This window comes from Clostridium pasteurianum (assembly GCF_001705235.1).
Lineage (GTDB): Bacteria > Bacillota > Clostridia > Clostridiales > Clostridiaceae > Clostridium_S > Clostridium_S pasteurianum_A.
This window is the reverse complement of the sequence record NZ_MCGV01000001.1, coordinates 2,068,887-2,084,131: the sequence shown is the minus strand read 5'-3', so window position 1 is coordinate 2,084,131 and position 15,245 is coordinate 2,068,887. Positions and strand designations below refer to the sequence as shown.

Here is a 15,245-nt window from a genome sequence, read left to right as displayed (position 1 = left end):
TATAAAAATATATTTTAATAAATTACTGGTTAGATTGCATATATAAATATATAATAAGATTGTAATTATATATTGAAGGGAGAAGATTATTATGAATGAGATTTTACAGAATATTTTAACAAGAAGAAGTGTTAGAAAATTTAAGGAAGATCAGATAAAAGATGAGGAATTAGAATTAATTTTAAAAGCAGCAGCATATGCTCCAAGTGGTATGAATAAACAGACATGGAAGTTCACAGCTGTTCAAAACAAAGAGAAAATAGAACTCCTTGCAAAGGTAGTTAGAAAAGCTATAGGAAAAGGTGAAAGCTATAATTTTTATAAGCCAGCAACTTTAATTCTAGTATCTAATGATAAGGAAAATTCAAATGGACTTGCTGATTCTGCATGTGCATTAGAAAATATATTCTTAATGGCACATTCTTTAGGCATAGGGTCATGCTGGATCAATCAACTTAAAACTATATGTGACGAGAAAGAAGTAAGAGAGGTATTAACAAGCCTTGATATACCTCAAAATCATATTGTCTGGGGAATGGCATCAATCGGATATCCAGCAGAGGAACCAAAGGAACATGAAAGAAAGGCTGGAGTTATTAAGATTATAAAATAACATAGTTTTTGTATTTAAAAGAGAGTGGAATAACATTGATTTGTAATATTAAAATGATATTACTTTATCAATGTTATTTCGTTTTTTATGTTATCTTTATGCCTATATATCAATAGTATACTGGCAAGTGAAGCAGAAATTATTATTGGAAGGGGAAGCTTCATTATGGCGCATGTTAACGGTATGGATATACCTAGTACAATTGATCTTATAGCTACAATTTTCGTAAATAAGAGCAGTATAAAATGAATTAGCACTCCAAGTAAAACTGGAAGCGGTGCAATTAAAAAGTAGGCACCGAGTGTTGTATTTACTCCTTTACCACCATTAAAGCCAAGAAAGGGTGTATAATCATGGCCCAAAACACAGGCTATTGGGATAATGGAAAGATAAACTTCAGTTGTTACAGGTAGCTTTATAGTTTTTGATAAATAAATTCCTAAAATCATCGGTATTATTCCCTTTATAACGTCTCCTGCCTGAGTAAGAATTGCAAGTTTAGTCCCAACAATTCTTTTTACGTTTGTTGAGCCTATATTTCCACTGCCCTTAGTTCTTATATCGATTCCACACAATTTCTTTGTAATTAAGTATCCTGTTGGAATAGAACCAAACAGAAAAGAAACTATAATTGTTAATAAAATAATCATTTAGTGCTCCTTAATTTTCCTCATTTTTATAATATAATTATAGTTAGTAAGTTGATATAAGTAAATTAATTTTTAATGCGACAGCTCCTTTTTAAAATCATAGCCACTTAGTGCAAGTAGAACCTGAGAGGGCAGGTAGAAGGTCCATACCAGAAGTGTAGAAATTCCATTGTGATTTAAAAATGTATGTGATATGCCTACGTTTATATCACATAACAAAAATAGTGTCATGGCAATAGAAACTAAATAGCAGTTATCTTTAGGATATATTTTTCTTTTTAAAGTTTTATAGGAAGTATAAACACTATAAGGCAGTAAAATTGCATAAATGCTTGCTATAAATAAAAGTCTACTATCTATGATATGTATATAAGTTTTAGAAGTAAATACAGATAATATGACAAGTATTACTATAGTATAGATATTTTTAAGATGTAGCTTGCCACCACTATAGCGGGTTATATATGTAATCTGTACGAGGCAAAAAAAGAATACTCCGGGGATAGTTTTATTTAAAATTACTAGGCACAAATCAGCTAAGGCTGTCAGTATTAGTGCAAATTGCAGCAGGGTTGAGTCTTTTTTACTATATCCATCATTACCTATCAAAAAAGACAAAAGTAAGCAGAGTAATATTCCGATATACTTTATAAAAGAAGTATTTGTATATAAGTTTTTATAGTTTAAATCATTATATGTAAATGTAATATAAATAATAAACTCTAAAATTAAAATGATTTTTATGATTATAGACTTCATAAGAAACAACTCCTCATGTAATATTTTATTCAAAGTAGTTGCAAAATATATAAGTTTGTTAAGAAATTTATTCTCATGTGATTGAGGTGATAATTCTCAAATAAAAAATAAATGTATTTTACATTGGTAATGTTTTCATTCAAAAAGCATTAAATTATGGTTGTAAGTGGAATATTATACATGTATAATATTATACATAGTATATATGCTTTATTTTAATGTAAAGAGGTGATTATTTTATCATGTCGTTAAAGTTTTCTATACTTGGTTTATTAAATTTTAAAGATAAGACGGGATATGATATAACTAAAATTTTAAATTCACATGACAAAATTTTCAAAACAGCTCAGGCAAGCCAAGTCTATAGGGATTTAAACGAATTGCAAGAAAAGGGATATGTAATGCATTCGGTAGTCAATCAATCGGATAGACCGGATAAAAAGGTATTTTCAATTACTGATGATGGTAAGAAAGCATTTTTTGCTTGGCTTAGGAAATATCCAAAGAATAGAACAATGAATGATCCTTTTGTAGTTTATTTGTTTTTTAAAGCATCAAGAAATTTGGAGGAGGCTATAGAAACACTTGAAAAATATAAGCAAGAACAGCTCCATAATCTTGAAGAATTGAAAAATGATAAATGCGGTACAAATGAGGATGATAATAAATTTAGGGATGGACTAGAGTTTTGGAAATTATGTATATTAAAAAGTGAATATACGTGTGAAGCAAATATTAGGTGGGCAGATGAAGCAATTAAGTTTTTAGAATCTAGGTTATAGTAATTATGTAAACGTTGTCTCAATTTTAGAACTAAGGGAGAGATTAATATGGGAGCATATAAATTTGCGCTAAAAATGTTAAAGCTAGATAGAAAGCTGACTATAGTATATTTATTATCTATAAGTTTTCCTATAGCTATAATATTTAATCTTTTGAACGTAATGAATAATAAAAGTTTTTTCTATATTTATCAGGCAGGAAAAGTTGATATAGCAGCTGGATTAGTATTTTTCTTAGCAGTTCTTGTATGCGTTTTTACTTTTTATGCGAACTTATATTTTATTACTTCAAAGTCAAAGGAAATGGCAATAGAAGAACTTGGAGGAATATGGCCTGGTAAATTAGCTAGAATGATTCTTTTTACTAATCTCGTCATTGAAGTTATAGGCTGTGCTATAGGAATAGTATTTGGAATAATATTAGTACCTATATTTTTAGGAATAATGTATATTGCTATGGGAAAAACCGGCAGTATATTTGCCATAAGTCCTGATGGTATTTGGAGTACTATATGGGTTTTAATTTTGCAGCTGGGATATGTGAGCTTAGGAGACTATGGTTATATATCTACTAGGGAAATTATTGATTTGATTGGAGCAAATAAAAAGAGTAGACCTAAGGATTTAAGATTTTTACACATAAATTCAAAGGTATACCTTGTTATATACTTAATTCCAATAATATTTTTATTTATAGCTACAAAACCTGAGCAAATTGAAGGAATTGGAAATTTAAACATTGTAATTACTTTGCTTGGAGTTCCTGGACTTTTACAATTTTACATTCCAGAAACTATATTAAAGCTTAAAAAGAAAAAATATTTAAATGATAAAGTAAAACTTATATCTTTAAGTAATGTATATGCTTCTTTAAAGCAGTTAAAGTTTTTAATTATAACCTTAGCAGTTTCGGTAGAAGCAATTCTATGTATAATGGCAATGTATCCAAATGATATACGTGTTAGAGCTGTTTGTATAATTTCATATGTTATTACAGTGGTAATGATTGCGGTAAGTATAGTGTATAAAATAGTGCTTGATAGTAATAATAGGAGACACGGGTTTATGGAATTAAAGCTGGTTGGATACACTAGGAAACAATTAGAGAGTGCCGCAAAGCATGAATTAAAAGTTTTTTATGCCATAACTATAGGAGTGCCATTAATTCATATTTTAATATTTTTGTTCCTATTTAGAAGAAGTAATATCATATCCACAGAATTAGTCATAATGATGCTTGTTGTGTTTTTAGCAGTGTTTTTAATTACAATTGTACTTTCTTTTATTGTTTATAAGAAGTTGGTATTTAAAGAAGAGACTTATAGAATCTTATAATTGTAAAAATAACTTAATACAAGGTATCTTATTGGGGGAATTAAAATGAGTAATTTGCTTTTTGCAAAAAATATTATTAAAAATTATGGTGGTAAAAAAAAGGTTAGAGTTTTAGATAAAGTTAATATGACAATTGATGAAGGCGATTTTGTTTGTATAATGGGACCTTCAGGCTCTGGAAAATCAACATTCTTAAATGTACTTTCAACTGTAGATGTTCCAAGTCAGGGAGTTATTAAGTTTGATGGTAAGAGTATATATACTATGCCGGATTCTGATGTAGGAAGGCTTAGATATGAAAACATAGGATTTGTTTTTCAGGAGTTTAATTTAATGGATACATTAACTATTAGAGATAATATTGGAATTCCATTAGTGCTCGGTAATGTTGGCAAGAAGGAGATAAATGAGAGGACAGAAAAGATTGCTAAGGAACTTGGAATTTTTGAAACTCTTGATAGGCATCCTAATGAATGTTCTGGAGGACAAAGACAAAGAGCGGCAGCAGCAAGAGCATTAATTACAAATCCAAAGCTAATTGTAGCAGATGAACCGACAGGAAGCTTAGATACCAAGAATTCTCATGAACTGCTTAAGATTTTTCAAAAGCGTAACGAAGAAGGGACAGCTATACTCATGGTAACACATGATTCAATGATAGCTAGTTATGCAAAGAAACTAATGTTTTTAAGAGATGGAAAAATTGATCAAGTTATTGAAAGGGGAAATTCAACTCAAAAAGAATTTTTCTATAAGATTGTCGATATAACATCTAAAGAATCACAGGATTTATTTGATAAAATGGGATAAAAATAGATGCATTTTTTTACTTACATAAGATGAGAAATATTTTGGGCTTACTAATTTAAGGAGATCTTATTGTGGGTGCGTATAAATTTTCTTTAAAAATGCTAAAAGTGAATTTTAAACAAAGTCTTTTGTATTTGTTTGCTATAATTTTTCCCATAGCAATTATAGTTAATTTGATTAATATGATTAATAATCAAACTTTTTTTGTTAATGGTGGAGGTAACAATGCAAATGATGCAGCTGTAGTAGTGTTTTTTCTGGCAATTCTTGTTTGTATTTTTAGCTTTTATGCTAATGCATATTTTATTAAATCGAAATCAAAGGAAATGGCAATTGAAGAGTTAAATGGCATGACATCAGGAACACTAGCAAAAACATTGCTTTTTCAAAATGCTGTTGTAGAAATTATTGGAGGGGCTATAGGAATAATACTTGGAATATTATTTATGCCACTGTTCTTAAAATTAATGTATTCGGTAATGGGATTAAAGGGCAGCATATGGATATTAAGCCCTACAGCTGTTGGGGGGACTATAGCAATTTTGTTTTTACAGATAGGATATGTTTCTATGGGGGATTATAGTTATGCTTCTACTAGGGAAATTATTGATTTGATGAATATAAATAAGAAAGTTCGATCTCGAGATGTACGATCTTTAAAGTTTGATTCTAGGATATATATTATTTTGTATTTACTCCCAATATTATCAATATTTATATGTAAGGAGCCTACAGATGTGGCTACAATGGGTATTTTCAATGTTGTATTTACTATATTTGGAGTAAGGGGAATTTTAAATTTTTATATTCCTGAAGAAATATTGAAACTTAAAAAAGAAAAATATTCAGAAGATAAAATAAAGCTAATAGCTTTAAGCAATGTGTATGAATCCATTAAGAAAGTAAAATTTATAATTACAACTTTAATTATTACTACAGAGGTAATTTTATGTATTGCATCAGCTTTCGGAGATAAACCTCAAATAAAAACTGTATGTGTAATTTCATATGTTACATCTATGATAATGATTGCATCGAGTCTTGTTTATAAAACCATACTTGATATTGATTCAAGAAGACATACATTTGCTCAATTAAGAATCATTGGATATACTAGTAAACAGCTAAAAAACATTGTGAATGAGGAATTTAAGATTTTTTATACTATAAATGTGGGTATATCATTGGTACCAATTTTAATTTTTGCTTACTTATTTGTAAAGAACAATATTATATCTATGGAAATAAGTATTTTTATGTTGTGTATATTGTTTATAGTATTTTTTATTACTGCTGTAGTTTCTTATATTATGTATACAAAACTAATATTTGAAAAAAAGGCATATAGAATTTTATAATGCGGGGACTTGTTATACAAAATCAGGAATATGATAGGGGGAGAATTAAAATGAAAGAAATATTATTTGCAAAAGATATTACTAAAGTTTATGATGGCAAGCACAAAGTAAAAGTTTTAAATAATCTTAATATGACAGTTAATGAAGGAGATTTTGTATGTATAATGGGACCATCTGGTTCTGGAAAATCAACATTCCTTAATGTATTATCAACTATAGATATGCCAACTGAGGGTACTGTTAGGATTAATGGTCAAAGTGTATATGATATGTCAGAAGAGGATGTTGCTAAAATCAGATATAAAAATATGGGATTTGTTTTTCAAGATTTTAATCTAGCAGATACACTCACTATTAGAGAAAATATTGGAGTCCCTTTGGTGCTTGATGATGTACAAAAAGAAGAAATAGATAAAAGGACTGAAAAGCTTGCTAAAGAATTAAATATTTATGAAGTGCTTGATAGCTTTCCAAGTGAGTGTTCTGGTGGGCAAAGGCAGAGAGCTGCTGCAGCAAGAGCGTTAATTTCTAATCCTAAGCTAATTGTGGCAGATGAGCCAACTGGAAGTTTGGATACAAATAATTCTCATGAACTTCTCAAAATTTTTAAAAAGCGTAATGAAGAGGACGGAATAGCGATACTTATGGTTACTCATGATTCCATGATAGCTAGTTATGCAAAGAAGCTTGTATTTTTAAGAGACGGAAAAATTGATGAAACTCTTAATAGGGAGAATTTAACCCAAAAAGAATTTTTCTACAAGATAGTTGACATAACATCTAAAGAATCACAGGCTTTGTTTGATAATATGGATTAAGGGGCGATTTGGGAATGGGTATTTATAAGTTTTCACTCAAAATGTTGAAGATTAATTTTAAGCAAGGTTTTTCGTACTTATTGTCAGTAATTTTTCCCATAGTAATAATATTTAATCTATTGAACATAATGAACAATAGGAATTTTAATATAAAGGGTCAGGTGGGAAGATTTGATGTACCAGGGTCTATAATATTTTTTTTAACGCTGCTTATATGTATCTTTACCTTTTATGCTAATTCTTATTTCGTTATGTCTAAATCAAAGCAGATGGCAATTGAGGAATTGAGTGGTGTGTGGCCTGGTAGGCTTGCAGTAATACTACTTTTCGAAAATGGAATTATTGAATTAATTGGCTGCGCCATAGGGATATTTATTGGAATACTTCTAATGCCAGAATTTTTGAAACTTATGTATGTAGTTATGGGGACAAATGGTAGTGTATTTGAGCTTTCATATAGTAGCATTTTTGAAACTATAGGAATTTTGATTATACAGCTTGGATATGTGTGCATAGGTGACTATGGCTATGTGTATTCTAGAGAGATTATTAACTTAATGAACGTAAATAAAAGCACACACATTCCAGATACTCGATTTATCAAATTCAATTCACGAATATATATAATAACGTATTTAGTTCCAGTAGTATCGTTAATCATACCTATGTCACCAACTAAGGTTGCTTTAATTGGCTTTGTAAATATGTTTTTTACGGTGTTCGGAATACAGGGAGTATTAAGATATTATTTCCCAAATAAAATATTAGAACTTAAAAAAGAAAAGTATTTAAGTGATAAGATAAAATTAATATCTTTAAGTAATGTTAGTAAGTCTTTTAATCAACTGAAATTTTTAGTTATAACCTTAGCCGTTACAATAGAATTGCTATTGTGTTGTATTGCAATGTTTCAGAATGATGCAAGGATTAAAACTATATGCATAATTTCGTATGTTGCAGCTATAGTAATGATTGCGGTAAGTATTATTTATAAAATTGTACTTGATAGTGATTTTAAAAAGAATGTATTTAGACAGCTCATATTGCTTGGGTATTCTAAAAAGCAATTAACAAAAATTATAGATCAGGAATTACAAATTTTTTATGGCATAACTGTGGGCATACCACTTTTTCATATTTTAATTTTTTTCATTTTATTTCTAAAAAGTAATATCATATCTATAAGTTTGACAGCAATTATGTTGTGTGTTTTTTTAATAACATTTTTTATCACATTTATAATTTCTCATAGAGTATATAAAAAGTTGGCATTTTAAATATGATATTACTTATAGAATTATTTACTTAGTCTGTCAGCTATACAGGATGCAGCATAAGAATATGGTTTGATTTGATATTTGTAGCCTTCTCCCGTAATCCAACCAGTGATTTCGTTAATTAGGGAGTAGGTTTTTCCTTTTTTGTTAGTTCCAATATCAACGTGAATTTCTATATCCTCTTGAATGTTTGCTTCTGCAAAGGATTGAGATACTTTTGAGGCAAGTTCTAGGCTAAGAGATGTTTCATAATATATTTTTTGTCTTACATTAGAGATTTTAGGAACGTATTTAATATCATAAAAGAAAATGCCTCCGCTGCCAATTCGGTGGATTGCGACAACAACTACTACTTTTGTTAGATTTCTATTTTGAGAGTCTGTACCAATTGTGATTTTGTAGTTACACTTTCTGTCCTTCATTATGAATTCTTTTATTCTATAGGCCATTTCATCTATAGAAACATTTCCAAAAGTATTACTATGCATTTTTTTTACCTCCTAAATTATTAAATTAAGAGTAAATATTAAAGAAATTCTGTTCTGTAAAAAATTTTAAAGATGTATTTCTTGTGCATAAATAGTTTATAGGCCAAAATGATAGGGTTCTAAAGAACTATAGATAGTTTAACCAGGTTTTATAGAAATTATGATATTATTGGGTATGTTTTTAAATATGTTCTTATTTTATAATATGATTTTTGATTGTGAATATGTGAGATACGTAAGCTGATATGAATTTAGTATTATTATACCACCAATTAAATTATAAGTTAATAAAGCAAATTATGGAATCATATAACACAGAGGTTCATAATGATATTAGGTGAATAAAAAGAGCAGGGGAAGTGTGTCAACATTATTGTAAAAGATATAATTTTAGGAAGAATGAGTTTGCCATTAAAGAAGTCGTTTAAGACAGCCGTAAGAAGTGCTAATACATTAAATGATGTTATTGTAAAAGTCATTACGGACACAGGAAATGTTGGATTTGGCAGTGCTGCGTCCACAGGGTTAGTTACTGGGGATACTATGGAATCCATAGATGGGGCTATTAGTAATTATATAAAGAAAAGCATAATTGACATGGATATTGAAAATATAGAAGGAATTCTTATGAAACTAAATTCCTGTATTGTAAGAAATACAAGTGCAAAGGCAGCTGTTGATATTGCAATTTATGATTTGTATGGACAAATGTATAATGCACCACTCTATAAAATTCTCGGAGGATATAGAAAAGAACTTGAAACAGATATTACTATAAGTGTTAATTCTCCAAGTGAAATGGCTAAAGACAGTATGGAGGCTGTAAAGCTAGGGTATAAAACATTGAAGATAAAAGTGGGCGGGAATGCAGCCATTGACATAGAAAGAATGAAAGCTATAAGGAAAGCTACTAGCAATAATATTAACCTTAGAATAGATGCCAATCAGGGATGGAAACCTAAAGAAGCTGTAAGAACTCTAAGAAAAATTGAAGATGCGGGTATTAACATAGAGCTTGTGGAGCAGCCTGTAGATGCAGGGAATATTGATGGCCTTAAAATGGTTACTGACAATGTAGATATTCCTGTTATGGCAGATGAAAGTGTATTTTCTCCAAGAGATGCAGTAAAAGTAATGGAAATGAGAGCGGCTGATTTAATAAATATAAAACTTATGAAAACAGGTGGAATATATAATGCTCTTAAAATATGTTCTTTAGCAGAAACTTATGGGATTGAATGCATGATTGGCTGTATGCTTGAAGGAAAAGTTAGTGTAACAGCCGCGGCAAATCTTGCAGCAGCTAAGAGTGTAATAACAAAAGTTGATCTTGATGGACCTCAGCTCTGCAGTAGGGATGACGTTATTGGTGGAGCAATTTATCATAATAATAAGATTGTGCTTAATGCTGGGGCAGGACTTGGTATTAAAGGAATAAAGAATATATTAAATTTTAGGGAAACATAATCCGCAAATTTGGTGTATATTAATATGTAGTGCAAATAATTTTAACGAGAGGTTTGCTAAAATAATATAGGTTGAGGTGGTAGCATGAAAAGTATTATAATTTATGAATCGGTGCATCATGGAAATACAGAAAAAGTTGCTAGAGCTATTGGAGAAGTTTTAAAAGCAGAACTTGTAAAACCTCAAGATGTAAATATTAATGAACTAAAGGATTATGAATTAATAGGTTTTGGTTCTGGTATATTTTATGGCAAGTTTCATAAAAACATTTTGAAACTGGTTAAAGAAATTAAAGCAGGAAATAATCAAAAAGCCTTTGTTTTTTCAACAAGTGGTCAAGGGAGAGAAGAAAGCAATCATTCTTTAAAAGAAGAACTTACTAAAAAAGGATTTCAAGTTGTTGGAAGCTTTGCATGTAAGGGATTTGACACATTTGGACCTCTTAAATTGGTTGGTGGAATAGCAAAGGGAAGACCAAATGCTGAAGATATTTCTAATGCAAAAAAATTTGCTGAAGGTATTAATATATAACACATAAAATAATTTATGTATAGAGAAATGGGTATGGATTTTAGCCTTAAAAAATTTAAGCTAAAGTCTATGCCCATCTGTTTTTTTATACTTTAGATTATAATTTTTCAGAAAATTCCTTTAGCACCTGTGCATTAGAATTTATTTCTTGTATTGAAGCATTAATTTGTTCAAATGCAGCAACTTGTTCTTGGAATAATTCATTAGTTTGACTAGCATTATCAGCTGCTTTTTCTATAGAACCTTTAACACTTTTTAATACTGATTCGATTTTTTGTATTGATTCAGTGCTTGAATTAGATAATTTCCTTATTTCTTGCGCTACAACGTTAAAGCCCTTTCCGGCTTCACCTGCTCTTGCAGATTCAATTGCTGCGTTAATTCCAAGAAGATTTGTTTGCTTTGAAATGCCTTGGACAAAATTTACTATTTCATCTGTATTTTTAGTTATTTCAATTGCAGATGAAATTTCTTTGTTTGTATTTTCATTTAATTTAACTAGTTTTTGTATTTCTTCTGATAAGTTAGAAATTACATTAGATATTTCTGATAACTGTTTTGAAAGGTTAATTGATAAATTGTCAACTTGCGCATTCTTTTCCAAACTTTTTCCTGCGGCAATAATGCCTTTTACTTTACCGTTAGAATCCTTAAGTGGTATTGCATATGATTTAAAAGGTACACCGTAAACTTCCTTTGGGACCTTTTTTACTATTGTATTTCCACCTTTTAAAGCTTCATTGATAGCTCCGCCATTAGGAACAGGGTCGCCTTCCTTTGAATTCATTGGCAGCTTATCGTTTGGGAATATAGCTACAAATTTTTCAAGATCGGCTATTGCTACAGATACCTCATTATCAAAAATTACATTTAAGTAAGGTAATAAAATGTTAAAAGCATTGATTTCATCAATATTTTCCATAATACATTTTCCTCTCTATTTTTGTGAATTAATCATTTTACATTAATACACAGTAGTACAATTTATTGCTTACTATAACATAAAATAAAAACATTTTTACTTTTACTATAATTATATAATATCATATTTTTTAAAAATATGGTGGAGAATTAAATTGAAGTAATGAAATCAAAAATTATTATAGATTATCAATAAATGCATTATGGAAATGCAAAAAAGTTCCTAAAGATGTTATACTGCGTATTTCAAGGACGCTTATTCATTTACAAGATCCCTTGTGTTTATATTGGATATTGTTCGGCAGCTTATTATAACTGAAATACAAATTAAAATTATAAAGACAATTAAACTTGCTGCAATTTGTAAAGAGCACATAGAAAGTGGCATTTTCCTAATTCCCATAATTGAAAGTATAGTGCTTATTACAGGACTTTGAGTAACTTTTTCTATAGGTAAAAACAGTATTATGGAACTAATAGTTATAAGAAGCACTTTGTATGCATAAATTTTTACTATTTCATTATTGGTGAAGCCTAAACTTTTGTATATTCCAAGTGTTTTTTTATAAGCGTAGATATTTATTAAATTAAAATTAAATATACAAAATACAGCTACGATAACAAAACTTATTATTATAACCATAAGTATTCCACTTATTGGCGCTAAAGATCCTGAGATATGATTTGAAAGATATTGATTTCCAGTTTCTATATAGTAGTTATTATTATATTTATCTTTTATTTTGTTAAACATCTTAGAAGTATTTGCTTTATCTTTAATTATGATGGAGCTTTGAGCTGGGACTTTATCTTTGAAGCTGGCATCTAATTTACTTACAATACTGTCTTTTAGCCTAATGTTTTCCCCTGCATTAAAACTATTTTGATATATTCCTGTTATGAGAAAACTTTTTTTATTACCGTTTATATAGATTGTAAAATAATCGCCTACATCTTTTTTGTACTTGCTGCTTAGTTTAGTTGATATACTGATTTCATCATCTTGTCTAGGATTTTTTCCCGTAACATTTTCTAATCCTATGCTGTCAAAATCTGAATCATATACGAAGGTCATAGTATTTGAACTTGGAAATTCATCCGTTTTGGGTATTGATACATAGTAAGCATAAAAATTAGCTACTTCAGCTGCTTTAGTATCTCTTTTTATATCATTCATGTCCTTTAATATTTTTGATCTAGTCACATTATTTTTTGCTGTAAGTGAAATATCACTTTTTTCAAATCCCCAGTATGCTGCGTTTTTGCCAACATTTTTTAGTGCATACCTTGTGTTTATGCAAAACGCTGTCATATAAACAGCAGCACCTATTAATATAAAGAGAAGTAAATTTTGTTTTACATTATTAAGCAAATCTTTTATTGCTAAAGAGAAATCTAAATTTAATCCTTTCATAGTCATTAAAGAAATTGTATTTTTTCGTTTGTCTTTTACTGGTGAAGCTCCATCTCTTATAGCTTTTACAGGGCTTATTTTTATTATAGAAATTGAAGCTATGAAGGATGAAACAAGTATAAATATACTTATAATTGATATAGTTATAATTGAAGTTTTAAATAGTGGCAGCGTTACTTTTGCAAAGCCAAGGGAACTATAGAATCTTTGCATATAAACATTTGAAAAAGCATTACCAATAAGAATTCCTATTATGGATGAAACTATTGCGAGCATAAAAAAGCTTAACATATAGTTAATTATAATTTGAAGCTTAGTGAAGCCAATTGAACTTTCTATACCTATATTTTTATAATCATTAAATATTAAACTTGTTATGGTTATCATTATTATAATAAGAGTGAAAATTAGTATAAATCCAGCTATCACACCTAAAATTGCTCCCATTATGTTAAATGCTTCTGTATATGCTAATTTGATTAAACTGTACTTTACACAAGTTCCTATAATAGGTCTGCCCAGTTTATTTTCAATGGACAAATTAACATCAGTTCCATCACCGCATTTTTTAAATGTAATTTCAATGCTTTTATTTATATCTCTTTTAGGTAGCATTTTAGAAAGCTCACCTTTGCCTACCCAAAATCTGCAGATGCCCATATAAGAACTTCCATAGGACGGATCAACTATAAGAGCACCTATTTTTCTTGATATTCTTTTTCCGTTTATATTAAAATATACAGTATCATTAAGTTTAATATTGTCATTGTCAGCAACATCTTTTGCAAGCCATACTTCATTAGGTTTTGGACTTTTACCCTTGTCACCTTCTAAGGTTATAAGCCTATCTATTCCAATATTCTTATTTGCCTTTTCAGCAATCATGTAGTTTTCCTTAAGCTGTACTCCATTAATTTTAGGCGAATCATCTCCAGAGTAACAATTATCTACTTGAATTTCTTTAACTCTGCTGTCATTTTTAAATAAATTAACTATTTTATTTAAATTTTCTATATTAGGATTTATATTTATTTTGTTATCAAAAGCATTTAAGTTTTTATGCATTTCACCAAAGGGTTTATTTACACTGAATAATAAATTTAATGAAATGGAGAATAAAACTGCCGCTGTCATTATAATAAGTAGGCTGAGTATGCTTTGAAGCTTTTTCTTTTTAATATTATTAATTGCAATTTTTAATACAGCTCTCATTTTACCACCCCATATCATTTAAATAGGAGAATATTTCTTTTTCTCTGTAAGATGCTTTATCTTCAGTATATTTATTTAGTGGGAGTTCTCCGCCTATTCGTCCATCTTTTATAAATACGATTCTATCTGCACGTACTGCGGCTTTTATATCATGCGTTACCATTACTACTGTTTTACCTTCTCTTGATAAATTAGTTAACATATCAAGAATTTCTATACCTGATTTAGAGTTTAAAGCTCCAGTTGGTTCATCTGCAAAGATTATTGGTGGGTCGTTTATTAGTGCTCTTGCAATAGCACACCTTTGGTTTTGTCCTCCAGAAACTTTAGTCGGAAGTTTTTTTACTTGATTTTCAAGTCCCACGGTTTTTAGTAATTCTTTAGCCCTCAAATCTGCATTCTTTTTATTTCCATTTACTAAATAAGCAGGTAAAACTACATTTTCCATCAAGGTGAGACTTTGTATTAAATTAAAGCTTTGATACACAAAACCTATTTCACGTCTTCTAAACTCAGCTAATTTTTTTCCCCTAAGTTTCCCTATTTCGTTTCCCAGAACTTTTATATCTCCACTTGTTTTAGTTTCAAGGCCGCTTAATAGATACAAAAGTGTGGATTTACCCGAGCCTGAGCTTCCCATTATTACGGTAAATTCACCTTTATATATGTCTAAATCTATATTTTTTATTACGTGATTTCCTTCACCGTCAGAATAATATGTCTTGCATAATTTGTCTGCTGTGATTGCTATTTCTTTCATTTACGTTACCCTCCTTAACTAATACAGGTTTATTATATATGGAATACTTT

15 protein-coding genes are annotated in these 15,245 nt (G+C 29.4%); 9 read left to right on the top strand and 6 right to left on the bottom strand.

Translation table 11 applies throughout. The features are described 5' to 3' along the window. The first annotated feature begins 91 nt into the window (after window positions 1–91). Window positions 92–613, top strand: a complete 522-nt coding sequence (locus tag BEE63_RS09135) for a nitroreductase family protein (protein WP_066021091.1) — start codon at window positions 92–94, stop codon at window positions 611–613. Window positions 614–672: 59 nt separating this feature from the next. Here BEE63_RS09135 and plsY read toward each other — a convergent pair whose 3' ends face one another. Further along, on the bottom strand, window positions 673–1,263 hold the full coding sequence (gene plsY, locus BEE63_RS09130; protein ID WP_066021090.1) for a glycerol-3-phosphate 1-O-acyltransferase PlsY: 591 nt from the start codon (window positions 1,261–1,263) through the stop codon (window positions 673–675). A 72-nt stretch (window positions 1,264–1,335) separates the two neighbouring features. After that, window positions 1,336–2,022: a lysoplasmalogenase family protein gene (locus BEE63_RS09125; protein WP_066021089.1), complete on the bottom strand. Its 687-nt coding sequence runs from the start codon at window positions 2,020–2,022 to the stop codon at window positions 1,336–1,338. Between the two features lie 242 nt (window positions 2,023–2,264). Between BEE63_RS09125 and BEE63_RS09120 the strand changes: the two genes are divergently transcribed. The 6 genes from BEE63_RS09120 to BEE63_RS09095 all read left to right on the top strand — a co-directional run bounded on the left by BEE63_RS09120 (window position 2,265) and on the right by BEE63_RS09095 (window position 8,402). Then, a complete protein-coding gene (locus BEE63_RS09120) occupies window positions 2,265–2,804 on the top strand; it encodes a PadR family transcriptional regulator (protein ID WP_066021088.1) in 540 nt (179 codons plus the stop codon). Between the two features lie 48 nt (window positions 2,805–2,852). After that, complete coding sequence (locus BEE63_RS09115; protein ID WP_066021087.1) at window positions 2,853–4,139, top strand: hypothetical protein; 1,287 nt, start codon at window positions 2,853–2,855, stop codon at window positions 4,137–4,139. A gap of 45 nt (window positions 4,140–4,184) precedes the next feature. After that, window positions 4,185–4,949 carry an ABC transporter ATP-binding protein gene (locus BEE63_RS09110; RefSeq protein ID WP_066021086.1) on the top strand — a complete coding sequence of 255 codons (765 nt, stop codon included), beginning with the start codon at window positions 4,185–4,187 and terminating at the stop codon, window positions 4,947–4,949. Window positions 4,950–5,020: 71 nt separating this feature from the next. Then, a complete protein-coding gene (locus BEE63_RS09105; RefSeq protein WP_066021085.1) occupies window positions 5,021–6,307 on the top strand; it encodes an FtsX-like permease family protein in 1,287 nt (428 codons plus the stop codon). A gap of 50 nt (window positions 6,308–6,357) precedes the next feature. Beyond that, window positions 6,358–7,125: an ABC transporter ATP-binding protein gene (locus BEE63_RS09100; RefSeq protein ID WP_066021084.1), complete on the top strand. Its 768-nt coding sequence runs from the start codon at window positions 6,358–6,360 to the stop codon at window positions 7,123–7,125. Between the two features lie 128 nt (window positions 7,126–7,253). Beyond that, window positions 7,254–8,402 (top strand): ABC transporter permease, encoded by a 1,149-nt coding sequence (locus tag BEE63_RS09095; protein ID WP_242874766.1) that lies wholly within the window; start codon window positions 7,254–7,256, stop codon window positions 8,400–8,402. A gap of 20 nt (window positions 8,403–8,422) precedes the next feature. On the opposite strand, the gene BEE63_RS09090 is transcribed toward BEE63_RS09095, so the two are convergent. Continuing rightward, a complete protein-coding gene (locus BEE63_RS09090) occupies window positions 8,423–8,890 on the bottom strand; it encodes a ribonuclease H-like YkuK family protein (protein ID WP_066021082.1) in 468 nt (155 codons plus the stop codon). 369 nt (window positions 8,891–9,259) lie between these two features. On the opposite strand from BEE63_RS09090, the gene BEE63_RS09085 reads away from it, so the two are divergent. Beyond that, window positions 9,260–10,357, top strand: coding sequence for a dipeptide epimerase (locus BEE63_RS09085; RefSeq protein WP_066021081.1), 1,098 nt, complete (start codon window positions 9,260–9,262; stop codon window positions 10,355–10,357). 84 nt (window positions 10,358–10,441) lie between these two features. After that, complete coding sequence (locus tag BEE63_RS09080) at window positions 10,442–10,888, top strand: flavodoxin family protein (RefSeq protein WP_066021080.1); 447 nt, start codon at window positions 10,442–10,444, stop codon at window positions 10,886–10,888. A gap of 97 nt (window positions 10,889–10,985) precedes the next feature. Here the strand turns inward: BEE63_RS09080 and BEE63_RS09075 are convergent, their stop codons facing one another. The 3 genes from BEE63_RS09075 to BEE63_RS09065 form a co-directional block, all read right to left on the bottom strand. Continuing rightward, window positions 10,986–11,810 (bottom strand): methyl-accepting chemotaxis protein, encoded by an 825-nt coding sequence (locus BEE63_RS09075; RefSeq protein WP_066021079.1) that lies wholly within the window; start codon window positions 11,808–11,810, stop codon window positions 10,986–10,988. Window positions 11,811–12,065: 255 nt separating this feature from the next. Next, window positions 12,066–14,435, bottom strand: coding sequence for an ABC transporter permease (locus tag BEE63_RS09070; protein ID WP_066021078.1), 2,370 nt, complete (start codon window positions 14,433–14,435; stop codon window positions 12,066–12,068). 1 nt (window position 14,436) lies between these two features. After that, a complete protein-coding gene (locus BEE63_RS09065) occupies window positions 14,437–15,195 on the bottom strand; it encodes an ABC transporter ATP-binding protein (protein WP_066021077.1) in 759 nt (252 codons plus the stop codon). Window positions 15,196–15,245 lie beyond the last annotated feature (50 nt).